Below are 24,388 nucleotides of genomic sequence, written 5' to 3'. Positions count from 1 at the left end.
ATGGGCCAGGGATGGCCCTTCGTGGGGGGACGCCTAGTTCGGGCCCCTGAAACTGCGCTTCGACGAGGGAATTTTTCGCCTAAGCGAAAAACCGGATGTCCGGGGCAAGACCTTTGCCTACTTTGGGCGGGGCGGCCATCCGTCGTTTGCCAAAGTAGGTCGCCCGAGGGGGCGAAACCCAATGCATCCGCGCACACAGATGCGGCGCAGAAACGCCCAAAGGCCATGCACGCGAACAGCGCCAACAGCGCGCCAAAACAATGGGCCGGCACAATGGCCGGCCCCTGCTCACCTCACGGGCACATCACTTCTTCGCCACCAGGTCCTTGGGCAGCTTGAAGGTCCAGATCATCCCGCCCTGGTCCAGGTCCTTGATCCGCTTGGCCACCTCGCCGCCCCACAGCGGCACCGCGCCGCCCCAGCCGGAGAGAACGGTCACGTACTGTTCGCCGTCCATTTCCCAGGTGATCGGCGAGGCGATCACGCCCGAGCCGGTGTTGAACTGGTAGAGCTTCTTGCCGGTCTTGGCGTCGAAGGCCATCAGGTAGCCCTCGGGGTTGCCGGTGAACACCAGGTTGCCGTGGGTCGCCAGCACGCCGCCCCACAGCGGCGCGTAGTTCTCGTAGCGCCAGACCTGCTTGCCGGTCTTCGGATCGATGGCGCGCAGCACGCCGATGTACTTCTCGTTCAGCGGCTTGATGGTGAAGCCCGCGCCGAGGTACGCCGCGCCTTTCTTGTAGGCGATGTTCTCGTTCCACATGTCCATGCCCCACTCGTTGGACGGCACGTAGAACAGCCCGGTGTCCTGGCTGTAGGCCATGGGCATCCAGTTCTTGCCGCCGAGGAAGGACGGCGCGACGAACACCGACGTGCCCTTCTCGCCACCCTCGCCCGGCGCGCCCGGGCGGTGGGCGTCGTCGTAGATCGGCCGGCCGTTCTCGTCCAGGCCCTTGGCCCAGGTCACCTTGTCGACGAAGGGGAAGCCACGGATGAACTTGCCGTTGGTGCGGTCGAGCACATAGAAGAAGCCGTTGCGGTCAGCGGTGGCCGCAGCCTGCACGGTCTTGCCGCCGTCCTTGTAGTCGAAGGACACCAGCTCGTTGACGCCGTCGAAGTCCCAGCCGTCGTGCGGGGTGGTCTGGAAGTGCCACTTGATCGAGCCATCTTCCGGGTTCAGCGCCAGGCGCGAGGAGGAGAACAGGTTGTCGCCCGGACGCAGGTGCGAGTTCCACGGCGACGGGTTGCCGGTGCCGATGAACAGCGAGTCGGTGCTCGGGTCGTAGTAGCCGCCCAGCCACGGCGCCGCGCCGCCGGTCTTCCACAGGTCGCCCGGCCAGGTCTTGCCCGCTTCGCCGCCGGAGATGCCGTTCTCCACCGGCTTGCCGTCCTTGTAGACGTAGCCCATGTGGCCTTCCACGGTCGGGCGGCTCCACAGCAGCTCACCGTTGGTGGGGTTGTAGGCCTCGATCTTGCCGACCACGCCGAACTCGCCGCCGGCGACGCCGGTGATCAGCTTGCCCTTGGCGATCAGCGGCGCCGCGGAAATGGAGTAACCGGCCTTGTAGTCGGCCACGGTCTTCTTCCACACCACCTTGCCGGTGTCCTTGTTCAGGGCGACCAGCTTGGCGTCGAGGGTGCCGAAGATCACCAGGTCGCCATACAGCGCCACGCCACGGTTGATCACGTCACAGCACGGCATGATGCCGTCGGGCAGGCGTGCGTCGTACTGCCAGAGCTTGCGCCCGGTGCGCGCATCGGCGGCGAACACCCGCGAGTAGGAGGCGGTGACGTACATCACGCCGTCCTTGATCAGCGGTTGCGCCTGCTGGCCACGTTGCTTCTCGCCGCCAAAGGACAGCGCCCACACCGGCCGCAGCTCCTTCACGTTATCGCTGTTCAGCGTGTTCAACGGACTGAAGCGCTGGCCCTGCTGGTTGATGCCGTTGACCACGATCTGGTCGGTGCGCTTGGCGGCATCACTGATGTCCTGGTCGGTGACGCCGGCGTGGGCGCCCAGGCTGGCCAGGCCGATGGCGGTGAACAGCACGGTGCGGGCGAAAGGTTGAAGCTGTCTCATGGCGGTGCGCCTCTGCGATTGTTGTTGTACCCGGGAAAATTTCCCGGTCTGTCGCAGATTCTTGGTTTGGCACGGCAGGCCAACAATTGAACGCAGTGCCGAATTTCCTAGTTCCTTGGTAGCAATACCGGGCTGCAGCGGTGCGAAATGCGGGGCTTTTAAGGGCTGGATGGGCGAGCCTTGTCCCTGTAGGAGCGAGCTTGCTCGCGAAGCGGATTCCCCGGCCACTGCGTTGTCTGAACGGGGTTACGAGCCCCTCACCCCAGCCCTCTCCCAGGGGGAGAGGAAGCCGTTCGGCGCGAGGGGCGAAAGCAGGAATGCATCCTGCTGGAAGGTTCGCGAGCAAACTCGCTCCTACAGGAAGGGCAGATCGGAGCGGCGAGCAGCAAAGCCGCTCCAGACAGCCCCCCTCTCCCTCCAGGAGAGGGTTGGGGTGAGGGCCTGCGCGCGCACCGAAACCTCCGCTGAAATGGCTATTGCTCATCGACGCGCGGCAGAGCCTTCTGCTCATAGCGCGGATACAGGTGGCTGACGCTGCGGATCAGCTCATAGCGCGTCAGGCTGATGCCGGCGAAACGGTCCGGAATCGGCGTGCGCAGCAGGTCGTTCATGTCCGCGCCCTGGGCGATGCCGTCACGCATCACAGTGTCGAGCCAGCCCAGGTAATCGCGCATCTGCGCAAACGGCGCGGCATCCGTGGCGATGGGGCCATGGCCGGGGACGATCTGTTTCCACGGCAGCAGCTGCAGGGTATCGAGGTCACCGAGCCACACATCCAGGCCGGGGCTGTTCGGCGTGGTCAGTGCGCGCTGGTAGAAGACGATATCCCCGGCGAACAGCACGCCGGTGGTTTCGTCGAGAATCGCCAGGTCCGCGCCAGTGTGCCCGCGCAAGCCCAGCAGGCGGAAGCGGTGGCTGCCCATCTGCCATTCACCGGGCTCCACCGTCTCGGTGGGCAGCACGACCTCAGTGCCACGCATCCAGTCGCCGACCAGGCGGTACATGTTCTCCGCCATGGCGTTGCCCTGCTCTTTCAGCAATTTACTGGTGCCGGCCAGCGCGCCGATGGGCACGTCGGTGAAGGCCTGGTTGCCCAGCACGTGGTCGGGGTGATGGTGGGTCAGCAGCACGTGCTTCACCGGCTTGCCGGTGGTCTGCTGGATCAGCGCACGCAGGGTTTCGCCATAGCGCTTTGACGGACCGCTGTCGATCACCAGCACGCCGTCGCCGGTGTCGATGAAGGCGACGTTGACGATAGCGCCACCGTTGTCCTTGGCAAAGTTGTCGGTGCTGCCTTCCACCACCCAGGTGCCCTCGGCGATCTGTCGGGGCTGAAGGTGGTACTGCAGGTCGGCCAGTGCCGGCAGGCACAGGCACGCGAGGGCGATCAGGAGGAAACGCATGGGCACCTCGTTGGCGCAGTGCGGCGTCAGCGCAGAGCGGCCTGGAATTCGTTGCCGTTGTTGTCGTGCAGCCAGAGCTCGGTATGCGGGTGGCCGCGCACTTCGAAGGTGAAGGTCGGGTTCTCGCTGACCGCCGGGAACAGGTCCAGTCGGGCGAAGACCTCGCCTTCCGGCCCCCGCAGTTCGGCATGGTCGAGGTAGAACTCGGGGATGCCGCCGACCAGGCCGTTGTCCATCGGGTGCGAGACCGACAGGCGCACGCGGCTGTACTCTCCTTTGGGGTAGGACTCGCCATGGACCTGGCCGAGCCGGTCCTCCCAGCCCGGTTGCGCACGCACCACGCTGGGCGCTGTGCAGCCGCCACCGGCCGCATCGATCCACGCCGAGCCGACATGCCAGACTCCCTGCTCGTCCCGCAGCGCGGCGCGGATCGGCGTGGCCTGTTCGATACGGATGCGCACTGCCAGCAGCGGCTCCAGGTGCACGCCAGGGTAAAGCGTCAGCACATGGGGAATCGGGTTCAGCTCGGCCCATAGCAGCAGCCGGTCGAAGCGCCCCGGCAAGGCGCGGGCGTCGACCTCCACCGGTACCTGGCGGGAGTCCTCGGCGAACGGCGGCACACCCAGCCTGACCCGCTCGTCGAAGACGTAGGGCTCGCCATTGAGCAGGCGCTTGTGGTGGTACTCCCACATCACCGAGGGCATCGGGTCGCCCTCCACCGCCGCGGCCAGCAGCGGCAAGCCGCACAGCCCGAGCAACATCTGGCGCCTGCGCATCATGTCTCCCTCATTGCACGTCCTGGTAGAGCCCCGGCAGCTCGTAACGCACGCCGTAGGCCGCATAGAGCTTCTCCATCTCACCGCTGCGCACCAGTTCCTCCAGTTCGCCGTCCAGGGCATTGGAGAGCTGGCGATTGCTTTCATGCACCGCCATGCCGATGTCCCACTCGGGCTGGCCGAGGTTGGGGTAGGTGTTCTCGGCGTTCTTCAGGTGCTCGTCGGCGGCTTGCGCGCGCATCCAGTCCAGCTCGCCACGCAGGGCCATCACCGCGTCCACCTTGCCCGCGCGCATGCCGTCGAAGGCCGCCTGGGTGCTGGGGAAGTGGATGGTCATGCGGCTGAGCTGGCCGCCCAGCACCGAGGTCAGGTAGAACGACGGCACGCTGTCCAGTTCGACGCCGATGGGGTGTTCGCGGAACGCCGCGATGGTGTCCACTTCCGCCAGCCGACGGTCATCGCTGACGACCTGCCAGCGCTCGCGCTGGTAGGGGCCGAACATCACCACCTGCTCGTTGGCGAACTCGCCGACATCGTTGCGCCGGTTGGCGTACTGGCGGTCGTAGGGCACGCGCAGCATCACGTCGGCGACCACGCCGGGGCGCAGGTAGTGGCCTTTCCAGATGAAGTTGCGCAGGTCATCGTCCAGGCGTTCGCCGGGGGTTACCCAGAGGAACTCCGCGCGCATGCCCAGGCCGCTGGCCAGGTGCTGCGCGAGATCGATATCGACCCCGCGCGGCTGCCCGTCCTGCATGAAGCTGTAGGGCGGGAAGTTCTCGTAGACGGCGACCCGCAGGACACCGCTCGCGATCATGTCTTCGTAGGGGCGCACACCGGCCTGCGCCTGCCCCAGCAGCAGGCACAGGGCCGCACTCAGCAGCAGGCCGATCAGCAGATTGGGCAGGCGCATGGCGATCACTCGTCCACGTGCACGCTGTCCAGGTAGGTGCGGATTGCCCAGAGGCCTTCCTGGCTGATGAAGTCGGCCATCTTCGGCATGTACACCGCACCGTCGCGTACCGCGCCGTTGATCACCCGCTCCTTGAACCACTCGTCACCCTCGGCGCCCACGTCGAGCATGCGCAGGTCGGGGGCGATGCCGCCGGACTTGGCCTCCAGGCCATGGCAGCGCGCGCAGTTCTGGTTGTAGGCCGAAGCGCCGATCTCCACCGCCTTGGCGTGGTTGGCGTAGGGCTCGCGGTAGGGGTTGGTGTCGCGCCATTCCTTGCCCAATGGTTCCAGCCCCGTGGTATCCACTGCCTGGGGCGTCACATTGCCGTGGGACAGGGCCAGGCCCGAGACACCCAGGCCGGCCATCAACAGCAGGCCGCACAGCACGTTCTTGTTGTTCATCACTTCATCCTCTCATCGAGATGCTTGGCAAGGCACGGCGCCCGGAAAGACGCCAGTGATGACGATGGTAAGAACGCGCGACCGACGGCCGAATCCTGCTTTGGATGCTCCCGTCTACTCCCTTCGTACTAGAACGCCGGTCGGCCACTGCCGGCGCTTTGGCAGCAAGCCCAAGTCATGCCCGTACCGGGAAATAGTCCCGGCATCGCCGGGAGCTTTTCCGTTCCCCGCCAGCACGCCCTCCTCCCACCATGGATTCGCCGCGGCACGTGCAGCGGCCTGCCGCCATCCATCACGGGAAACCCACCATGAGAACAACAACAGTCCCCCTGCACCTCGTCCTCAGCAGCCTCGCCTGCGCCATCGCCGTCACCGCCGGCGGCTCCGCCCTGGCCAAGGATGTGACCTGGGACGACATCGCCAACGACCACAAGACCACCGGCGACGTGCTGCAGTACGGCATGGGCACCAATGCCCAGCGCTGGAGCCCGCTCAAGCAGGTCAATGCCGACAACGTGTTCAAGCTGACCCCGGCCTGGTCCTACTCTTTCGGCGACGAGAAGCAGCGCGGCCAGGAGTCCCAGGCCATCGTCAGCGACGGCGTGGTCTACGTGACCGCCTCCTACTCGCGGCTGTTCGCCCTCGACGCGAAGACCGGCAAGCGCCTGTGGACCTACAACCACCGCCTGCCCGACGACATCCGTCCGTGCTGCGACGTGGTCAACCGCGGCGCTGCCATCTATGGCGACAAGATCTACTTCGGCACCCTCGACGCCTCGGTCGTGGCGCTGAACAAGAAGACCGGCAAGGTGGTCTGGAAGAAGAAGTTCGGCGACCACGGCGCCGGCTACACCATGACCGGCGCGCCGACCATCGTGAAGGACGGCAAGACCGGCAAGGTGCTGCTGATCCACGGCAGCTCGGGCGACGAGTTCGGCGTGGTCGGCCGCCTGTTCGCCCGCGACCCGGACACCGGCGAAGAGGTGTGGATGCGGCCCTTCGTCGAGGGCCACATGGGCCGCCTCAATGGCAAGGACAGCACTCCCACGGGCGACGTGAAGGCACCCTCCTGGCCGGAGGACAAGAACTCCCCCACCGGCAAGGTCGAGGCCTGGAGCCACGGCGGCGGCGCCCCGTGGCAGAGCGCGAGCTTCGATGCCGAGACCAACACCATCATCGTCGGCGCCGGCAACCCCGGCCCGTGGAATACCTGGGCGCGCACCGCCAAGGGCGGCAACCCGCACGATTACGACAGCCTCTACACCTCCGGCCAGGTCGGCGTCGACCCGAGCACCGGCGAGGTGAAGTGGTTCTACCAGCACACGCCCAACGACGCCTGGGACTTCTCCGGCAACAACGAACTGGTGCTGTTCGACTACAAGGCCCAGGACGGCAAGATCGTCAAGGCCACCGCCCACGCCGACCGCAACGGCTTCTTCTATGTGGTCGACCGGACCAACGGCAAGCTGCAGAACGCCTTCCCCTTCGTCGACAACATCACCTGGGCCAGCCACATCGACCTGAAGACCGGCCGCCCGGTGGAGAACGAAGGCCAGCGCCCGCCGCTGCCGGAGCCTGGGCAGAAGCACGGCAAGGCCGTGGAGGTCTCGCCGCCGTTCCTCGGCGGCAAGAACTGGAACCCCATGGCCTACAGCCAGGACACCGGGCTGTTCTACGTCCCCGCCAACCACTGGAAGGAAGACTACTGGACCGAGGAAGTGAACTACGCCAAGGGCAGCGCCTACCTGGGCATGGGCTTCCGCATCAAGCGCATGTATGACGACCACGTCGGCACGCTGCGCGCCATGAACCCCTCCACCGGCAAGGTGGAATGGGAATACAAGGACCACCTGCCGCTCTGGGCCGGTGTGTTGGCCACCGCCGGCAACCTGGTGTTCACCGGCACCGGCGAGGGCTACCTCAAGGCCTTCGACGCCAAGACCGGCAAGGAGCTGTGGCAGTTCCAGACCGGCAGCGGCATCGTCTCTCCGCCCATCACCTGGGAACAGGACGGCGAGCAGTACATCGGCGTGACCGTCGGCTACGGCGGCGCGGTGCCGCTGTGGGGCGGCGACATGGCCGAGCTGACCAAGCCGGTGGCCCAGGGCGGTTCCTTCTGGGTGTTCAAGCTGCCCAGCTGGGACAACAAGACCGCCAGCCGTTGATGCACAGGCCCGCGCCGGCTCCGGCGCGGGCCTTTTCACGTTCCCAGGAGATTGCCATGCGCCTGTTTGCCTGCCTGCTCTTCCCCCTCTCCACCCTCGCCTTCGCCACCAGCCAGCCGGCTGAAGTACCCGAAGACGACGGGGCCACCGTCATCGCTGGCTGCCGTATCGAGCCGGACAGCCAATGTCCCAACGCCGACCTGCGCGGTGCCGACCTGCGTAACCAGGACCTGACGCGGATGAACCTCTCCGGTGCCAACCTTGCCGGAGCCGACCTGCGCCACGCCAAGCTGGACCTGGCGGATCTGCAAAAGGCAAAACTGAATGGTGCCGACCTGACCCGCGCCAGCCTGCAGCAGTCCAACCTGCGTGGCGCGGACCTGAGTGGCGCCAAGCTGGTCGCCATCCAGGCCTGGGGGCTGTTCGCCCAGGGCGCGCAATGGCAAGGCGCAGACCTGACCGCCGCGTACCTGGAGTTCGCCCGCCTGAGCGGCGGCAAGCTGCACCAGGCCAACCTGCGTGCTGCCGACCTGGAAATGACCTGGCTGTCCCGCGCCGACCTCAAGGGCGCCGACCTGCGCGACGCCAACCTGCAGGAAGTGAAGCTGGCCGAAGCAAATCTGGAAGATGCCGACCTGCGCGGCAGCCGCCAGCGCTTCGGCAACTTCCAGGGCAGCAACATGGCGGGCTGCAAGGGTTGCCCAGGCGGTTGGGACTGAGCGCCCAGCGCATAGCCGGGATTGGCTCCATTGGTCTGCCGGTATTGCCGGGAATTGGCTATTCGAACGCCGGGGAGTCGGCGTTACCTTAGCTCCATTCCCGCACTACCGCGGGCCCCACTGGAGACCACCATGAGCGCACGTATCGAATGGGCCAAGGCCGCCCCCGACGCCTACAAGGCCATGATCGGCCTGGAACAGGCACTGGCCAAATCCGGCCTGGAAACCTCGCTGCTGGAGCTGATCCGCCTGCGCGCCTCGCAGATCAACGGCTGCGCCTACTGCGTGAACATGCACGCCAACGACGCCCGCAAGGCTGGCGAGACCGAGGCACGGCTGCAGACCCTGAGCGTGTGGGAGGAAACCCGCTTCTTCACCGAGCGCGAACGCGCCGCGCTGGCCTGGGTGGAAAGCCTCACCCGCCTGCCGGAGAAGCACGCCCCGCAGCACCAGTTCGACGCCCTGCGCGAGCACTTCAGCGACGCCGAGATCGCCAACCTGACCCTGGCCATCGCCACCATCAACGCCTGGAACCGCTTCGGCGTGGGCATGGCGATGGTGCCCTGAGCAGAGAGCTCTGACACCCGTAGGATGGGTGGAGCGCAGCGATACCCATGCGGTCGGTGCACGGAACTGATGGGTATCGCTTCGCTCCACGCCATCCTACGAATTGCATCTGTGGCTCACGTAGGGCGCATAACCCGGCACGGGTTATCCGCCAGCTGGCGGATAACGCCTCCGGCGTTATCCGCCCTACAGGACTAGTGAAGAGGGATTTTGATCTCGCAGGACCGAGGGGACGCCCAGTCCTTGCTCGCGAATGGCCCGGCAGCGGGGCCAAGGTTCGCGAGCGAGCCCGCTCCTACAGGAAGCCGATCAGCCCTCGGCCAGCTCAACCTTCTCCGGCTCGCGCTTCATCAGTACGCGGCCATTGCGGATCGAGTACAGCGCCTTGGTCTGCTGGCGCACCGCTTCGTAGTCGCTGTCCACGCCCAGCACCAGCAGGTTGGCCGGACGGCCGGCGGCGATACCGTAGCGCGCACCCAGGTTCAGTGCGCGAGCGCTGTTGTCGGTGACCAGGTCCAGCGCGCGCTGCAGGTCGTCGAAGCCCATCATGTGGCAGATGTGCAGGCCGGCATCCAGCACGCGCAGGATGTTGCCGTTGCCCAGCGGGTACCACGGGTCCTTGATCGAATCCTGGCCGAAGCAGACGTTCATGCCGGCGCGGTCGATCTCGGCCACGCGGGTCACGCCGCGGCGTTTCGGGAAGGTGTCGAAGCGGCCCTGCAGGTGGATGCTCTCGGTCGGGCAGGAGACGAAGTTGATGCCCGAGCGCTTGAGCAGGCGGAACAACTTGGAGCAGTAGGCGTTGTCGTAGGAACCCATGGCCGTGGTGTGGCTGGCGGTGACGCGGCCGCCCATGCCGCGCACGCGGGCTTCCTCGGCGAGCACTTCGAGGAAGCGCGAGTTCGGGTCGTCGGTCTCGTCGCAGTGCACGTCCACCAGGCAACCGGTGCGCTCGGCCAGGTCCATGAGGAACTTGATCGAGCTGACGCCCTGCTCGCGGGTGTTTTCGAAGTGCGGGATGCCACCGACCACGTCGGCGCCCAGGCGGATCGCCTCTTCCATCAACTCGCGGCCGCCCTCGTAGGACTCGATGCCCTCCTGCGGGAAAGCGACGATCTGCAGGTCCACCAGGTGCCGCGCCTCTTCGCGCACTTCCACCATGGCCTTGAGCGCCGCCAGGGTCGGATCGGTCACGTCGACGTGGGTGCGCACGTGCTGGATGCCGTGGGCGGCCAGCATGCGGATGGTGGTGTGGGCGCGGGACTTGGTGTCCTCGTGCGTAATGGTTTCCTTGCGCTGGGCCCAGCGCTCGATGCCCTCGAACAGCGTGCCGCTCATGTTCCACTCCGGCTCGCCGGCGGTCAGGGTGGCGTCGAGGTGGATGTGCGGCTCCACCAGCGGGGCGATGGCCAGGTTGCCGCGGGCGTCGATGTCGTCGCCGCTGGCGGCCAGGGTGCCGGCTTGCTGGACGACTTCGGCGATGACGTCGCCTTCGCAGCGGATGGTGAACAGGCCGGTCTGCTTGCGCAGGGAGGCGTTGATGATTTTCATGGGATCAAAGGTCCTCTTCAGGCTATTCGTGGCGCGGCGCGCTGGACATGCGCCAGATGAGCAGCGCCACGGAGGTATTCAGGCGGAATTGCGCGTCGTCCAGGGACTGGCCGCTGAGGGCCTCGATGCGCGCAATCCGCTGGTTCAGGGTGTTGCGATGGATGCCCAGGCGCTGTGCCGCCTTGAGCGCGTTGCCGCCTTCCTGGACCAGCGCGTCGAGCGTCTCGATCAGCAGGTGCGGCTGTTTGCGGCCCGCATCGTTGAGCGGGCCGAGGGTGTCCTTCATGAACTGCTCGATCACCGCGCGATCGGGGATCGCCCGCAGCAGGCGCAGCACGCCCAGCTCACGGTAGTCGCAGACGCCGCCCGGCGCCTGCATGCCTTCGGCGACATCCAGCGCCTGGCGCGCTTCGAGCAGCGCGCGGGGATATTCCGCGCAGGAATCGGCGCGGGCAGACAGCCCAAGGTAAGCGCGCAGCGGAGCCAGCTCCCGCTGCAGTTCGGCGGCCAGGGCGTGCAGTTCGGGGCGCTCGGCACTTTCGGAATCGGTCAGCAGCAGGACGAACAGGTCGCCCTGGATCACCACCGGCAGGCGCTCGGGGCGCTCCTGCTGCCAGCTTTCGAGATGGTCGAGCAGGCGCTGGCGAGTCAGCTGCAGTGCGCGCTCGGCCTCTTCCGGTTCGTGCTGCTGGAACAGCCTGTCGACGCCGGACAGCCGCAGCGCCACCAGGCGCCGCGGGGCTTCCAGCGGCAACTCCAGGTGTTGTGCGCGGCGACGTACGATCTCCAGGCTGGGGAAGTCGCCGCTCAGCAACTGGCCGAGGATGTCCCGGCGCGAGGTCTTCACCTGGGTCATCTGCACCAGCGCCGTGCCGATCAGGTGGGTGACGATGACCATCTTCAGCGCGTAGGGCTGCTCGATCAGCGGCAGCCCTTCCACCTCGGCCAGATGCACCACGGACTCGGGAATGCGCTGGATGAACTCGTCACCGGTAAGAATGACGATGCCGGCGATGCCGCTGGCGACGCCTTCGCGCACCAGTTGCAACAGGTTGGCTTCGTCACGGGTGTGGTTGATGCCGGTAACGAACACCAGCTCACCGCCCATCACCCAGTCGGCAATGCCGACGTTTTCCGCCACGTAGGACCAGCGCACGCTGCGATGCACATTGCGCGCGCCGGCCCGCAGCGCGAGGCTTTCCAGCCCCGGCAGACGGAGGATTTCCTCGACGCTCAGGCTCAAGCGCGCGGCTCGGCCACCGGCGCGCGGGCGCGGGTGACTTCGGTGAGGACGATGTAGCAGATGGCCGAGGCGGCGATGCCCACCAGCGGTGCGATCCACGGCGAGGCGTAGGCCAGGCCCGCGCCGACGGCGTAGGACACCAGGCCGGAGACGTTGAACGCCGGGATGTGGGTGCCCACCAGCGCCGGGTATTCACCGCGGTTGCGGTACCAGTAGTCCGCCATGATCACGCCGCCCAACGGCGGGATGATCGAGCCGAGCAGCACCAGGAACGGGATCAGCCACTCGTACATGCCGCCGATGGCCAGGATGATGCCGATACCGGCGGCCAGCAGGGTCATGGTGCGGCGGCGCTCGCTGCGCACCAGGTGACAGGCGGCGGCGGAGACGTTGTAGATGGTCGGGCCCTGGATGGTCCACAGGTTCAGGCAGAGCATGATCACCGCGGCGAAGGACAGGCCCTGCAGCACCATCACTTCGACGATGTCGGCGTTCTGGTAGACGATCGCGCACCAGGCGCCGGCGACGATCATCAGGCCGTTGCCGATGAGGAAGGCGACCACGCTGGCGATCACCGCGATGCGCCCGCTGCGGGCCATGCGCGTCCAGTTGGTGGCCTGGGTCGCGCCGCTGGCGAAGGTGCCGAAGACCATGGTCACGGCGGCGGAGAAGGTCAGCGTCTGGCTCGGCTCCTTCGCCAGCAGGCCGCTCCAGCCGCCGGCGTGGTTGGTCGCGATGACCATCGAGGCCACCAGCAGGATGAACATCAGCGGCACCGACACGCGGGACATGATGTCCAGCCCCTTGAAGCCGATGATCGCGGTGACCGAGAACAGCAGGCCGAACACCACCATCAGCGGGATGTTCAGCCACTCGGGCAGGCTCAGCATCTTCACCAGCACGATGGCCACGGTGGCAGTGCCCCAGGCGTACCAGCCCAGTTCGGCGAAGCCGAGGAGAAAGTCGGACAGCTTGCTGCCGCGCTCGCCGAAGCAGAAACGCCCCATCAGCACGGTGTTCAGGCCGCTGCGCGAGGCGATCAGGCCAAGGGCGGCGGCGTAGATGGCGAGCAACACGTTGCCGATGAAGGCGACCCAGAGCATGTCGACGAAGTCGAAGGCCATGCCGATCTTGCCGCCGGCGAACATGGTGCCGGTGAAGAAGGTGAAGCTGAACAGGACCATGGCGATGGGCAGCAGGCCTTTGCGCCCTTCCCTGGGCGTCGCGCTCAGGGGGAACTCACTGGGGGAACTCATCAGATGTCTCCGCGAGGATTGGTTGAGGACTCCCGGCACAACGCAAATAGCGGGCCGGAAAAGCCAATCAGGAACGACGCGGAAATTTTGAGCATGTCGAACATTGTGAACTGTTCACAATGCACACTTCCGGTGGGTGTAACGGCGTTTCAAGATAGCTCAAATGTGCATTGTGCGGATTTTCGGGGCACGATGCAGCTTTTTCGCACCAAAACTGACGAAAGCCTTGATCCATGTCTGTGCCGTTCGGCGGATTTTCTCCTTCCAAACGCCACGGCCGTCTGCACTTTCTCCCTGCGACACCCTGTCACCCCCAGACAAGGAAATGGCACGGACAACAAGTCCGGCGCACCCCGACACAGGCAGACTCTCCTCAATCTTCCGTCCGCCATCCACTCCCCGTGGCTGGCGGACAAGCCACGAAAAGCCCGCCAACACAAGAATAGGGAGTAACCCAATGAGCGTCGCCAGGTTCCTCGCTCCATCGGTCCTCGCGCTGGGCACCTGCCTCGCGATGAGCGCAGCCCACGCCGAGCTGCCGACCGAGAGCATCGGTGAGACCGTCTTGCCGTTCCCGCCCTCGCCGCACCGTGCGTACATCGTCGACGTGGAGTTCGAGAACTTCATCGCCGGCCGCGTCACCGTGGTCGACCCCGAGCAGAAGAAGATGCTCGGCATGGTCAGCACCGGCTTCGTCGCTCCGTCCACCCTGAGCCACGACGAGAAGACCCTGTACTCCGCCGACACCTTCTACTCCCGCGGCACCCGAGGCGTGCGCACCGACGTGCTGACCGCCTGGGACACCTCGAACCTGCGTCCGAAGTGGGAAGTGGAAATCCCGGCCAAGCGCGCCTCGATCCTGACCCAGAAGTACGCCCTGGGCGCGAGCTCCGACGACCGCTTCGTCTACATCTACAACTTCACCCCGTCCACCTCGGTCACCGTGGTCGATACGCAGGAGAAAAAGGTCGCCAGCGAAATCGCCATCAGCGGCTGCGTGCTCAACTACCCGGTGGGCAAGCGCAGCTTCGCCTCGCTGTGCGGTGACGGCCAGCTGCAGATCACCAGGATCGGCGACGACGGCAAGGAAGTCGGCCGCAGCCAGACTCCCTTCTTCGACCCGAACAAGGAGAAGCTCAACGAACGCGGCCTGGCCGTGGGCGAGACCTACTTCTTCGTGACCACCGACGGCATGGTCAAGCCGGTGGACGTTTCCGGCGACAAGCCGAAGATGCTGCCGAGCTGGTCGCTGACCACCGACGAAGAACGCAAGAAGGGCTGGGGCACCGGCGGCTGGCAGTTGATGGCCGTAGCGCCCAAGCTGAACCGCATGTACGTGCTGATGCATGAAGAGCACAGCGCCGGCAAATGGGAAGACCCGAGCCCGTTCATCTGGGTCTACGACCTGAAGACGCAGAAGAAGATCGGCACCCTGGAAGCGCCCAAGCCGGTGTGGAGCCTGCACGCCACCACCGACGACAAGCCGCTGCTGCTGGGCACCGACATCGAAGGCGGCCTGCAGATCTTCGACCTGAAGACCGGCAAGTACAACGGCAGCATGGACAAGATCGCCAAGACGCCGATCCTGGTCCTGAGCCACTAAGCCTTTTTAGCAAGTCATCCCTGAGAGGTACGGATATGTTTTCCGATCCGATCCTGATCATCGCCAGTGCGGTGGCCGTTGCGGTGCTGCTCGCCAGCGCCGCCAGCCACAAGCTGCGCGCGCCGATGCGCTTCGCCCGCCAGGTCGAAGACTACGGCCTGCTGCCGGCCTCGCTGGTCGGCCCAGTGGCCCGCGTGCTGCCGGTGGTCGAGGGCGTCATTGCCTTCGCCCTGCTGGTGCCGGCGAGTCGCCATGTGGCGGCCCTGGCCGCCACGGCGCTGATCCTGTTCTATGCCGGCGCCATCGGCATCAACCTCTGGCGCGGTCGTCGTGACATCGACTGCGGCTGCTCCGGCCCCGGCCAGATGCAACCGCTGCGCCCGGTGCTGCTGCTGCGCAACGCGATCATCGCGGCGCTCGCCCTGCTCGCCGCCAGCGCTCCGCAGGCTCGCGAGCTGGGCGTGTTCGACGCCTTCGTGATCCTCGCGGCCAGCGCCGTCACCCTGCTCCTGTACGCCGCGGCCGACAGCCTGCTGGCGAACCATCCCCGTCTGCTCAAACTCATCGGAAGGTGAACAAATGGAAGGCCTGATCGTTTCCAACATTCTTCTCTGGGTGCTGCTCATCGCCCTCGCCTTCACCGTGATGGCGCTGGTGCGCCAGATCGGCGTCCTGCATGGCCGTATCGCTCCGGCCGGCGCGCTGATGGTCGACAAGGGTGTGGCCGTCAACGAGCCCGCGCCGAAAGTCACCGCCGCCGACCGCCACGGTCGCCCGGTCAACTTCGGCTATGAAGGCGAGCGCGGCCAGTTGCTGTTCTTCCTCTCGCCGACCTGCCCGATCTGCAAATCGCTGCTGCCGGCGATCAAATCCATCGCCAAGGACAAGGCCGGCGAGCTGGAAGTGATCTACGTCAGCGACGGCGACATGGCCGCCCAGCAGGCGCTGATCGCCGAGCACGGCCTGGAAAAAGCCGCCTACGTGGTCGGCCCGGAAGTCGGCATGACCTACCAGATCGGCAAGCTGCCCTACGCCGCGCTGATCGACAGCAAGGGCGTGCTGCGCGCCAAGGGCCTGGTGAACTCCCGCGAGCACCTGGACAGCCTGTTCGAGGTCGAGCACCTGGGCAGCGCCACCCTGCAGCAGTACATGAATGGCCACAGCCACAACGGCGTGCACACCCACGACGCCAGCCACGGCCACAGCCACTGATCACGGAGAGAACAAGAATGAAATTCCTCGACAACCTGTTCGAGCGCTCCTCCCGCCAGGTGGCCAACGTCACCTCGCGGCGCAAGCTGCTGGGCCGCTTCGGCTCGCTGCTGGTGGCCGGCGCGGCGCTGCCGATCATCCTGCCGATCGACCGCACCTCCAAGGCCCTGGCCGCCGAAGCGCCGAAGGCGGGCGACCCGGGTGATCCGAACAGCTGCGACTACTGGCGCTACTGCTCCATCGACGGCTTCCTCTGCACCTGCTGTGGCGGCACCACCACCTCCTGCCCGCCCGGCACCGATGCTTCCCAGGTGACCTGGATCGGTACCTGCCGCAACCCGGCCGACGGCAAGGACTACATCATTTCCTACAACGACTGCTGCGGTAAGCACAGCTGCTCCCAGTGCGCCTGTACCCGCAACGAGAGCGAGGAACCGCTGTACCGTCCGTTCAACAACAACGACGTCAACTGGTGCCTGGGCGCGGAATCGCGCATCTACAACTGCACCGTCACCATCATCCGCGGCGTCGCGGTCTGAGTCCGGAGAAGTCCCATGCGTAGTCTCGTTGTCGGCGCCCTGCTCTGCAGCCTGGTCGCTCCCCTCGCCCAGGCCCGTGCGATCCCCGATCCGCACCAGCGCCCGGCGCCCGGCAACGAGGCGGTGCAGAAGCCGATCTCCCAGCTCAGCTACACCCCGGCCACCAACTACCAGTTGCAGTGCGCCGGCTGCCACCTCACCGAAGGCAGCGGCAGCAAGGCCAACGACACGCCGCGCCTGCACGGCTTCGTCGGCAACTTCCTGAAGGTGGACGGAGGGCGGCAATTCCTCGTGCGCGTGCCGGGCATGTCGCAGTCCGCGCTGAACGACGCGCAACTGGCCGACCTGCTCAACTGGCTGCTGCGCAAGGACGGCATGGCTGGCGACAGCATGCCCGCCGAGTTCAAGCCGTACACCGCCGAGGAAGTCAAAGCCACGCGCTACCAGGCCCTGATGAACCTGCCCGGCACCCGCGCCGGGTTGATCCAGGAAATGCGCAAGCAGGGCATCACCATCACCGATGGGATGAGCGATGCGTATTGAGTGATTGCTCCGGCGGCTTGCCCGCCGGATTGTTTTGCCTCCGCATTCAGCCCGCCGCTCCAGCGGGCTTTTTTATGCGCGGCAGATTTGCAGGGGGCTTTCGTAGGATGGGTGGAGCGCAGCGATACCCATGCGGACGGCGCACGGACCTGATGGGTATCGCTTCGCTCCACGCCATCCTACGGCCGAGGTACCGATTTCCCTGAACAGATCCGTAGGGCGCATAACCTGGAACAGGTTATCCGCCGGATGCCTCACGGCGGATAACGCTGGCGCGTTATGCGCCCTACGAAAGCGCTGGAGTCAACTACTCTCCCGCACCATCAACTCGAACCCCAGGTCCATCACCGGTTCGCTCACCGGTTTGTCGTTGATCAGGTCGAGCAGTCGCTCCGCCGCATGGGTGCCTATGGCCTTGCGCGGGGTGCGGATGCTGGACAGGCGCGGCACCATGAATTCCGAGCTGGGCAGGTCGTTGAACCCCAGCACCGCCACCTGTTCGGGGATGCGAATGCCGTGACGCATGGCTTCGAGCAGCGCACCGTGGGCCAGGTCGTCGTTGCCGAAGAAGATGCCTTCCACCTGCGGCTGGCTGGCCAGCAACTGGCGAAACAGCTCGCCGCCAAGGCCCACCGAAGATGGGCGTGGCGTGAGGATTTCCAGCGCAGGGTCGTAGCAGCCAGCCTGCTGCAGCGCGCGGCGATAACCCTCGCCGCGCAGCAGCGTGCGCTGGTCCAGCTGCGCGCCGATATAGGCCAGGCGTTTGCGGCCGCTCTTGAGCAGATGTTTGGCCGCCGCCTCTCCCGCGCGAATCTGCGAGAAGCCCACGCAGTGCAGCCCGGCGCCAGGGTCGAGGTCCATCATGTAGACGCTCGGCACGCCGCTCGCCTCGATCATCCGTCGTGCGCTTTCCGTGCGATCAAAGCCGGTCAGCAGCAAGCCGCGCGGCTGATAGGAGAGGTAGTTGCGCAGCAGGTTCTCTTCTTCGTCGCGGGAATAGTGGTAGTTGCCGATCAGCACTTCGAGGCCGCGCGGGTGCATCACCGCGTGGATGGCTTCGAGGGTTTCGATGAACAGCTGGTTCGCCAGCGACGGCACCAGCACCACGATGTTGTGGCTCTGCTTGGAGGCCAGCGCACGGGCGGCCGGGTTGGCGACGTAGCCCAACTCGCTGGCCGCCTGTCGGACCTTTTCCGCCAGTTCCTCAGCCACCGTGCTCACCCCTCGCAGCGCCCGCGAAGCGGTGATCGGGCTTACTCCGGCGCGGCGCGCTACTTCATCCAGTGTCGGTCGGCCGGTGGTTCGGGAGCTTTTGTCGTTCTTCTTGTCGTTCTTCTTGACGGTCATCGGGCGTATTGCCAAACAAAAATCGAGGCACTAAGGTAGCGCTGTCTTGCGACCAGGGCAATTGCCTGAGACCAGCTCCCGCTGGCCCCTCGCCCGCCGGCCCCTTGCTCGTTATCAGAGCACTACTGCCGAAGCCGCCAGGACAGACCGACTAGAATGACAAGAATACGGAGGCAGCCGATGCTTTTCGTTACGCCCAACAAAGACAGCGCTGTCTCAGCAATGAGGCTTTCCATGACCCCTTCCATCGATGCCGTCCTCATCATGGGCGTCTCCGGATGCGGCAAATCCAGCGTCGGTGAGGCGCTTTGCCTGCGCAACGGCGCGTTCGCCATCGAAGGCGATTCCTTCCACCCCACCGCCAACATCGAGAAGATGAGCGCCGGCATCCCGCTCACCGACGAAGACCGCGCCGGCTGGCTCGATACCCTCGCCGCCGAACTGCAGAAGGCCATCGCCGCCGGCCAGCGCCCGGTGCTCACCTGCTCCGCACTCAAGCTGATCTACCGCGAACGCCTGCGCCGCGCGGTGCCCGGCCTGGGCGTGGTGTTCCTGGAGCTGACCCGTGACGCCGCCGCCGAGCGCGTCGCCACCCGGCCCGGTCACTTCATGCCGGCCAGCCTGATCGACAGCCAGTTCGCCGCCCTCGAACCGCCGCTGAGCGAACCGCTGACCCTGCACCTGGATGCCACCCGCCCGGTCGACGACCTGGCCGAAGCCGCGCACTTGTGGTGGCGACAGCATTCCAGCGACTGACCTTGATAGCGCCTGCCCACTCAAGATAGCGCTATCTCAACTCACCAAACTCTCTGCACCCAGAGAAGAGCCGCTCCGGCACACAACGACAACAACAGGAGAGCCCCATGCTCGGCATGTCCCACGAGACCTATCTGCTGCTGGATGCGGTGGTCACCATCATCGGCCTGATCCTGCTGATCACCCGTTTCAAGATCCATCCCTTCGTCGCCCTGATCATCGCCGCCGGCTTCCTCGGCCTGACCTCCGGCATGCCCGTGGCGACCATCGTCAAATCCTTCCAGGATGGTTTTGGCGGCGTACTCGGCTTCGTCGGCATCATCCTTGCGCTGGGCACCATGCTCGGCAAGATGATGGCCGAGTCCGGCGGTGCCGATCAGATCGCCCGCACGCTGATCCAGGCCTTCGGCAAGCAGCGCGTGCACTGGGCGATGATGTTCGCCGCCTTTCTGGTCGGCATCCCGCTGTTCTTCGAGATCGGCTTCATCCTGCTGGTGCCGCTGGTGTTCATCGTCGCCCGGCGCAGCGGTGTATCGCTGATCAAGATCGGCATCCCGCTGCTCGCCGGCCTCTCCGCCGTGCACGGCCTGGTGCCGCCGCACCCGGGCCCGCTGCTGGCCATCGGCGTATTCGGCGCGGATATCGGCAAGACCATTTTCTATGGCCTGCTGGTCGCCCTGCCGACCGCCGCCATTGCCGGCCCGATCTTCGGTGCCTGGATCTCGAAGATGATCCCCGGCCAGCCCAATGAAGAGCTAGTGGCGCAGATTGCCCACGAGCCGGACACCAGCAACCTGCCCAGCTTCGGCGTCACCCTGTTCACCGTGCTGCTGCCGGTGTTCCTGATGCTGCTGAAAACCTTCGCCGACGTCATGCTCGCTGACGGCCATGTGGTGCGCGCCTGGCTGGACATGATCGGCCACCCGATCACCGCCCTGCTCCTGGCCCTGCTGCTGTCGCTCTACACCTTCGGCCATGCCCGTGGGTTCGACTCGAAGAAGATCCTCAAGCTGCTCGACCAGAGCCTCGCGCCCACCGCCGCCATCGTGATGATCATCGGTGCCGGCGGCGGCTTCAAACAGATGCTGGTGGCCAGCGGCGTAGGCGATGTGATCGGCCACATGGCAGTCCACGCGCAGATTTCACCGATCCTCCTGGCCTGGCTGGTGGCCGCGGTGATCCGTATCGCCACCGGCTCCGCCACCGTTGCCACCATCACCGGCGCAGGCATTGTGGTGCCGGTGATCGACCTGATCCCTGGCGTGAACCGCGAACTGCTGGTACTGGCGACCGGCGCCGGCTCGCTGATCCTTTCCCACGTCAATGACGCTGGCTTCTGGCTGGTGAAGCAGTACTTCAACATGAGCGTGATGGAGACCTTCAAGACCTGGACCGCCATGGAGACCATCCTCTCGGTGGTCGGCCTGGGCTTCATCCTGCTGCTGTCGCTGTTTGTCTGAGGCATTGATCGATGGGTATCGCTGCGCTCCACCCATCCTACGCACGAGGCTCACTCGGGCACTCGTAGGATGGCGTGGAGCGCAGCGATACCCATCAACCCCTCTTCGACACTACCCGGCGAACGCTGAACCCTTCGCCCCGGACTCCTGCAACGAGGTATCGCCCGTGACTTCCTCCGCAACTCCGAAAGCCCGCCCCGCGCAACCCGCCTGGCCTCGCGACTTCGACATCCGCGCCCGCTACGCCGAGCAGCAGGAACTCCTGCAGCCTCTGCAACCCCCGCAACCGGCGAAACACCCGTAGGGCGCATAACGCGGCACGCGTTATCCGCCAATCCCCCTGCGCCGAGCCCGAAGGCGGATAACCGCGAGCGGTTATTCGCCCTACATAGGCGCCGCCTGTACCCTCGGAGCTGAATCGATTTACTTGAATACAACTACGCTCTAAAACAGACCAGTCGCCCACCTTTCCCGAGGGATGAGTCATGCCCGACAACAACAAGCTCGACCATCTGTTCCCCCGCCTCACGGACATCCCCGACACCTGGCGCCCAGACGCGCCGGTCGAACAACGCGAATACCTGGTCAACGGCGAGATGCGCCGCTGGGATGGCCCGCTCGCCCCGGTGCGCAGCCCGGTATTCCTCGCCACTGACCAGGGCGACGAACAGGTCATCCTCGGCAGCACACCGCTGCTCGACGCCGACGCCGCCCTCGCTGCGCTGGATGCCGCCGTGGCCGCCTACGACAACGGCCAGGGTGAATGGCCCAACCTGCGCGTGGCCGAGCGCATCGCCCACGTCGAGCGCTTCCTTGCCCGCATGCGCGAGCAGCGCACCGCCGTGGTCAAGCTGCTGATGTGGGAGATCGGCAAGAACCTCAAGGACTCGGAGAAGGAGTTCGACCGCACCTGCGACTACATCGTCGACACCATCGAGGCGCTCAAGGCACTGGATCGCCGCTCCAGCCGCTTCGAACTGGAACAGGGCACCCTCGGGCAGATTCGCCGCGTGCCGCTGGGCGTGGCGCTGTGCATGGGCCCGTACAACTACCCGCTGAACGAAACCTTCACCACGCTGATCCCGGCGCTGATCATGGGCAACACCGTAGTCTTCAAGCCCGCCAAATTTGGCGTGCTATTGATTCGCCCGTTGCTCGAAGCCTTCCGCGACAGCTTCCCGCCAGGCGTCATCAACGTCATCTACGGGCGCGGCCGCGAGACCGTCAGCGCGCTGATGGCCAGCGGCAAGGTCGACGTCTTCGCCTTCATCGGCACGCACTCCGGCGCCGCCGACCTGAAGAAACTCCACCCACGCCCGCACCGCCTGCGCGCGGCCCTCGGGCTGGATGCGAAGAACCCCGGCATCGTCCTGCCCAGCGTCGACCTCGACAACGCCGTCAGCGAAGCCATCACCGGCGCCCTCTCCTTCAACGGCCAGCGCTGCACCGCGCTGAAGATCCTCTTCGTCCACGAAGACGTGCTGGAGACTTTCCTCGACAAGTTCAGCGCCAAGCTCGCCGAACTCAAGCCCGGCATGCCCTGGGAGCCAGGCGTGGCGCTGACGCCGCTGCCCGAGCCGGGCAAGGTCGATTACCTGAACGGCCTGTTGCAGGACGCGCTGGCCAAGGGCGCCAAGGTCATCAACCAAGGCGGCGGCGAGAGCCGTGAAAGCTTCTTCTACCCCGCCCTGCTCAGCCCGGTGCGCGCCGACATGCGCCTGTACAACGAGGAACAGTTCGGCCCGCTGGTGCCCGTGGTGCCCTACCGCGAGCTGGACGAAGTGATCGACTACGTCCTGCAATCCGACTACGGCCAGCAGCTCAGCCTGTTCGGCAACGACCCGGCGCAAATCGGCCCGCTGGTGGACGCCTTCGTCAACCAGGTGGGCCGCATCAACATCAACGCCCAGTGCCAGCGCGGCCCGGACAGCTATCCCTTCAACGGCCGCAAGAACTCCGCCGAAGGCACCCTCTCCGTCCATGACGCCCTGCGCACCTTCTCCATCCGCACCCTGGTGGCCACGCGCTTCACCGACGCCAACAAGGAACTGATCAGCCAGATCATCCGTGACCGCGATTCCAGCTTCCTGACTACGGATTACATCTTCTGACACTCAGTTGCGCAGAGCCCCTCTCCCTGAAGGGAGAGGGAAGCGCCCAGGCACGGCATTCCCATGAAATACACTGACTCCTCCTCAAGCCCTCCCAGCCCCCCTGCAAACCATCCCGACTAACGCTCATCGCCAATTGAAACAACCCGGTAAGAAGACCCCACTACGCTTGCCTTAAGTCAAAGGGGTCCCCCCTGGAGACTCGATAGTCTGCGCGCCTCTCGACGAGTTCGATATCCGTCGTCTGAATGAACAGTGGCAACGACCGATAACGAACCGGACTGAGCCTTTGCCACGAAACCCACGGATTCCCAGCAAACCAGGGAGCACCCTATGAGTGGCTACAACGCAGTACTGGCGAGAAATACCGACAAGGCACCCCAGGGCACCGGCCCTTACTCGCAAACCGTCGCTTTCTCCCATTACAACAACCTGTCGGCGCAACTGCCCATCGACCCTGCCAGCGGCAAGCTGGTCGCCGGCGGCGTGAAAGAGCAGGCCGAGCAGTGCTACAGGAACCTCAAGGCCGTGGTGGAAAGCATCGGCCACAAACTGGATGACAGCGTCCGTATCTCGATCTTCCTGACCAACATCGCGGACGCCGAAGCCGTCGGCAAAGTCCACGCCAGCTTCTTCCCGGACTACGTCCCGACCCTGACCACCGTTGGCGTGGCAGCGCTGCCGCTGGGCGCCCAGGTGCAGGTCGAAGCCCTCATCACCTGCGGTGAAGGCACCATCCCCAACGCCCCGCAGGCGGGCGACCTGATCAAGGTCGAAGGCAGCACCGAAAATGCGCCGCTGAACCCGCTCTCGACCCAGTCGGTCGCCTTCTCCCACTACAACAACCTGTCCGCGCAGCTGCCCATCGACCCGCGCACCGGCAAGCTGGTCTCAGGGGGCATCAAGGAACAGACCGCGCAGTGCCTGCGCAACATCAAGAACATCCTCGAAGGCATCGACGTGCCCTTCGACGACATCGTGCGGATCACCGTCTTCGTCAAGAACCTCGCCGATGCCGACGCAATGAACCAGGTCTACACCACCTTCTTCCCCGATTCGGCCATCGCCCGTGCCGTCGGCTACTTCCCCGCGCGCACCGTGGTAGCGGCAAAAGCCCTGCCGCTGGACGCCCTGGTGCAGATCGAAGCCGTGGTCTCCCACGGTGACGGCACCCCGCCGCAAGCGGTGGAAGATCGCCACGGCATCGTCATCAAGGCCCACAACACCGACGCCGCGCCGCGTTGCCCCTACTCCACCCAGACCGTCGCCTTCTCCCACTACAACCACATCTCCGCCCAGCTGCCGCTGGACGTCCGGACCGGTGAACTGGTGGCAGGCGGCGTGAAGGAACAGGCCGCCCAGTGCTTCAAGCACCTCAAGGCCATCGTCGAAAGCATCGACCACGCCCTGGCGGATGTGGTGAAGGTCAACCTGTTCCTGACCAACATCGACGACATCGCCGCAGTGGATGAGGTGTACGCCAGCTACTTCCCTGGCGGCACGCCGGCGCGCCGCACCGTGGGCGTATCGGCCCTGCCCAAAGGCGCCTCGATCCAGATCGACGCCGTGGTCGCCAACGCCGAAGGCACCCCGCCGGCCGCGTAACGGTTGAGCGGACGCAGCCTTTTCCGCCTCGCTCCGCCCCCTCTCCAGCCCTCTCCCTTCAGGGAAAGGGCTGGGGTGAGGGCAACGTCCAACACCGAGCCA

21 protein-coding genes are annotated in these 24,388 nt (G+C 65.7%); 12 read left to right on the top strand and 9 right to left on the bottom strand.

The window, feature by feature from the left end:
• Positions 1-304: 304 nt before the first annotated feature.
• The 5 genes from A6723_RS21415 to pedF all read right to left on the bottom strand — a co-directional run bounded on the left by A6723_RS21415 (position 305) and on the right by pedF (position 5,609).
• Positions 305-2,077, bottom strand: a complete 1,773-nt coding sequence (locus A6723_RS21415; protein WP_045217984.1) for a methanol/ethanol family PQQ-dependent dehydrogenase — start codon at positions 2,075-2,077, stop codon at positions 305-307.
• Positions 2,078-2,550: 473 nt separating this feature from the next.
• Complete coding sequence (locus A6723_RS21410) at positions 2,551-3,480, bottom strand: quinoprotein relay system zinc metallohydrolase 1 (RefSeq protein WP_054910249.1); 930 nt, start codon at positions 3,478-3,480, stop codon at positions 2,551-2,553.
• Positions 3,481-3,506: 26 nt separating this feature from the next.
• Positions 3,507-4,256, bottom strand: a complete 750-nt coding sequence (locus tag A6723_RS21405) for a quinoprotein dehydrogenase-associated SoxYZ-like carrier (protein ID WP_037013317.1) — start codon at positions 4,254-4,256, stop codon at positions 3,507-3,509.
• Between the two features lie 10 nt (positions 4,257-4,266).
• Positions 4,267-5,166 (bottom strand): ABC transporter substrate-binding protein, encoded by a 900-nt coding sequence (locus A6723_RS21400; protein ID WP_054910250.1) that lies wholly within the window; start codon positions 5,164-5,166, stop codon positions 4,267-4,269.
• Between the two features lie 5 nt (positions 5,167-5,171).
• Positions 5,172-5,609 (bottom strand): cytochrome c-550 PedF, encoded by a 438-nt coding sequence (gene pedF, locus A6723_RS21395; protein ID WP_024762484.1) that lies wholly within the window; start codon positions 5,607-5,609, stop codon positions 5,172-5,174.
• A 308-nt stretch (positions 5,610-5,917) separates the two neighbouring features.
• On the opposite strand from pedF, the gene exaA reads away from it, so the two are divergent.
• The 3 genes from exaA (at position 5,918) to A6723_RS21380 (ending at position 9,060) form a co-directional block, all read left to right on the top strand.
• On the top strand, positions 5,918-7,774 hold the full coding sequence (gene exaA, locus A6723_RS21390) for a quinoprotein ethanol dehydrogenase (RefSeq protein WP_054910251.1): 1,857 nt from the start codon (positions 5,918-5,920) through the stop codon (positions 7,772-7,774).
• Between the two features lie 56 nt (positions 7,775-7,830).
• The gene (locus A6723_RS21385; RefSeq protein WP_082450816.1) at positions 7,831-8,493 is read left to right on the top strand and encodes a pentapeptide repeat-containing protein; all 663 of its coding nucleotides are present in this window, start codon (positions 7,831-7,833) and stop codon (positions 8,491-8,493) included.
• A 132-nt stretch (positions 8,494-8,625) separates the two neighbouring features.
• Entirely contained in the window at positions 8,626-9,060 is a 435-nt protein-coding gene (locus A6723_RS21380; RefSeq protein ID WP_054910252.1) for a carboxymuconolactone decarboxylase family protein, read from the top strand.
• Between the two features lie 309 nt (positions 9,061-9,369).
• Here A6723_RS21380 and codA read toward each other — a convergent pair whose 3' ends face one another.
• From codA to codB, 3 genes are read right to left on the bottom strand one after another with little or no spacing between them, the layout of a single operon-like run.
• Positions 9,370-10,611: a cytosine deaminase gene (gene codA, locus A6723_RS21375; protein ID WP_054910253.1), complete on the bottom strand. Its 1,242-nt coding sequence runs from the start codon at positions 10,609-10,611 to the stop codon at positions 9,370-9,372.
• A gap of 22 nt (positions 10,612-10,633) precedes the next feature.
• Entirely contained in the window at positions 10,634-11,854 is a 1,221-nt protein-coding gene (locus tag A6723_RS21370; protein ID WP_054910254.1) for a PucR family transcriptional regulator, read from the bottom strand.
• Complete coding sequence (gene codB / locus A6723_RS21365; protein WP_054910255.1) at positions 11,851-13,110, bottom strand: cytosine permease; 1,260 nt, start codon at positions 13,108-13,110, stop codon at positions 11,851-11,853. Before codB ends, A6723_RS21370 begins: the two co-directional genes overlap by 4 nt.
• Positions 13,111-13,567: 457 nt before the next feature.
• Here codB and A6723_RS21360 point away from each other — a divergent pair, with 457 nt between their 5' ends.
• The 5 genes from A6723_RS21360 to A6723_RS21340 are packed head-to-tail and all read left to right on the top strand — an operon-like array spanning position 13,568 to position 17,007.
• Entirely contained in the window at positions 13,568-14,713 is a 1,146-nt protein-coding gene (locus A6723_RS21360) for an amine dehydrogenase large subunit (RefSeq protein WP_054910256.1), read from the top strand.
• Between the two features lie 35 nt (positions 14,714-14,748).
• A complete protein-coding gene (locus tag A6723_RS21355) occupies positions 14,749-15,288 on the top strand; it encodes a MauE/DoxX family redox-associated membrane protein (RefSeq protein ID WP_054910257.1) in 540 nt (179 codons plus the stop codon).
• 4 nt (positions 15,289-15,292) lie between these two features.
• Positions 15,293-15,925 carry a methylamine dehydrogenase accessory protein MauD gene (mauD, locus tag A6723_RS21350; protein WP_054910258.1) on the top strand — a complete coding sequence of 211 codons (633 nt, stop codon included), beginning with the start codon at positions 15,293-15,295 and terminating at the stop codon, positions 15,923-15,925.
• A gap of 17 nt (positions 15,926-15,942) precedes the next feature.
• The gene (locus tag A6723_RS21345) at positions 15,943-16,464 is read left to right on the top strand and encodes a methylamine dehydrogenase light chain (protein WP_045217996.1); all 522 of its coding nucleotides are present in this window, start codon (positions 15,943-15,945) and stop codon (positions 16,462-16,464) included.
• A gap of 15 nt (positions 16,465-16,479) precedes the next feature.
• Positions 16,480-17,007, top strand: coding sequence for a hypothetical protein (locus A6723_RS21340; protein ID WP_024762476.1), 528 nt, complete (start codon positions 16,480-16,482; stop codon positions 17,005-17,007).
• Between the two features lie 303 nt (positions 17,008-17,310).
• Here the strand turns inward: A6723_RS21340 and A6723_RS21335 are convergent, their stop codons facing one another.
• The gene (locus tag A6723_RS21335; protein WP_054910259.1) at positions 17,311-18,354 is read right to left on the bottom strand and encodes a LacI family DNA-binding transcriptional regulator; all 1,044 of its coding nucleotides are present in this window, start codon (positions 18,352-18,354) and stop codon (positions 17,311-17,313) included.
• A 234-nt stretch (positions 18,355-18,588) separates the two neighbouring features.
• On the opposite strand from A6723_RS21335, the gene A6723_RS21330 reads away from it, so the two are divergent.
• The 4 genes from A6723_RS21330 to A6723_RS21315 all read left to right on the top strand — a co-directional run bounded on the left by A6723_RS21330 (position 18,589) and on the right by A6723_RS21315 (position 24,286).
• Positions 18,589-19,110 (top strand): gluconokinase, encoded by a 522-nt coding sequence (locus A6723_RS21330; RefSeq protein WP_054910260.1) that lies wholly within the window; start codon positions 18,589-18,591, stop codon positions 19,108-19,110.
• 107 nt (positions 19,111-19,217) lie between these two features.
• Entirely contained in the window at positions 19,218-20,570 is a 1,353-nt protein-coding gene (locus A6723_RS21325; protein WP_024762473.1) for a GntP family permease, read from the top strand.
• Positions 20,571-21,055: 485 nt separating this feature from the next.
• The gene (locus A6723_RS21320) at positions 21,056-22,681 is read left to right on the top strand and encodes an NADP-dependent glyceraldehyde-3-phosphate dehydrogenase (protein ID WP_054910262.1); all 1,626 of its coding nucleotides are present in this window, start codon (positions 21,056-21,058) and stop codon (positions 22,679-22,681) included.
• A gap of 333 nt (positions 22,682-23,014) precedes the next feature.
• Positions 23,015-24,286, top strand: a complete 1,272-nt coding sequence (locus tag A6723_RS21315; RefSeq protein WP_054910263.1) for a RidA family protein — start codon at positions 23,015-23,017, stop codon at positions 24,284-24,286.
• The last annotated feature ends 102 nt before the right edge of the window (positions 24,287-24,388 follow it).

This window comes from Pseudomonas sp. AU11447 (genome assembly GCF_001672555.2).
In the GTDB taxonomy this organism is placed as follows: domain Bacteria; phylum Pseudomonadota; class Gammaproteobacteria; order Pseudomonadales; family Pseudomonadaceae; genus Pseudomonas; species Pseudomonas nitroreducens.
Note: the sequence above shows the minus strand (reverse complement) of the source record. Positions and strands in the feature narration are given on the sequence as shown.

Coding starts and splice junctions, on each gene's coding strand:
- A6723_RS21415 (WP_045217984.1), bottom strand. CDS start 2,077: ATGAGACAGCTTCAACCTTTCGCCCGCACCGTGCTGTTCACCGCCATC.
- A6723_RS21410 (WP_054910249.1), bottom strand. CDS start 3,480: ATGCGTTTCCTCCTGATCGCCCTCGCGTGCCTGTGCCTGCCGGCACTG.
- A6723_RS21405 (WP_037013317.1), bottom strand. CDS start 4,256: ATGCGCAGGCGCCAGATGTTGCTCGGGCTGTGCGGCTTGCCGCTGCTG.
- A6723_RS21400 (WP_054910250.1), bottom strand. CDS start 5,166: ATGCGCCTGCCCAATCTGCTGATCGGCCTGCTGCTGAGTGCGGCCCTG.
- pedF (WP_024762484.1), bottom strand. CDS start 5,609: ATGAACAACAAGAACGTGCTGTGCGGCCTGCTGTTGATGGCCGGCCTG.
- exaA (WP_054910251.1), top strand. CDS start 5,918: ATGAGAACAACAACAGTCCCCCTGCACCTCGTCCTCAGCAGCCTCGCC.
- A6723_RS21385 (WP_082450816.1), top strand. CDS start 7,831: ATGCGCCTGTTTGCCTGCCTGCTCTTCCCCCTCTCCACCCTCGCCTTC.
- A6723_RS21380 (WP_054910252.1), top strand. CDS start 8,626: ATGAGCGCACGTATCGAATGGGCCAAGGCCGCCCCCGACGCCTACAAG.
- codA (WP_054910253.1), bottom strand. CDS start 10,611: ATGAAAATCATCAACGCCTCCCTGCGCAAGCAGACCGGCCTGTTCACC.
- codB (WP_054910255.1), bottom strand. CDS start 13,110: ATGAGTTCCCCCAGTGAGTTCCCCCTGAGCGCGACGCCCAGGGAAGGG.
- A6723_RS21360 (WP_054910256.1), top strand. CDS start 13,568: ATGAGCGTCGCCAGGTTCCTCGCTCCATCGGTCCTCGCGCTGGGCACC.
- A6723_RS21355 (WP_054910257.1), top strand. CDS start 14,749: ATGTTTTCCGATCCGATCCTGATCATCGCCAGTGCGGTGGCCGTTGCG.
- mauD (WP_054910258.1), top strand. CDS start 15,293: ATGGAAGGCCTGATCGTTTCCAACATTCTTCTCTGGGTGCTGCTCATC.
- A6723_RS21345 (WP_045217996.1), top strand. CDS start 15,943: ATGAAATTCCTCGACAACCTGTTCGAGCGCTCCTCCCGCCAGGTGGCC.
- A6723_RS21340 (WP_024762476.1), top strand. CDS start 16,480: ATGCGTAGTCTCGTTGTCGGCGCCCTGCTCTGCAGCCTGGTCGCTCCC.
- A6723_RS21335 (WP_054910259.1), bottom strand. CDS start 18,354: ATGACCGTCAAGAAGAACGACAAGAAGAACGACAAAAGCTCCCGAACC.
- A6723_RS21330 (WP_054910260.1), top strand. CDS start 18,589: ATGACCCCTTCCATCGATGCCGTCCTCATCATGGGCGTCTCCGGATGC.
- A6723_RS21325 (WP_024762473.1), top strand. CDS start 19,218: ATGCTCGGCATGTCCCACGAGACCTATCTGCTGCTGGATGCGGTGGTC.
- A6723_RS21320 (WP_054910262.1), top strand. CDS start 21,056: ATGCCCGACAACAACAAGCTCGACCATCTGTTCCCCCGCCTCACGGAC.
- A6723_RS21315 (WP_054910263.1), top strand. CDS start 23,015: ATGAGTGGCTACAACGCAGTACTGGCGAGAAATACCGACAAGGCACCC.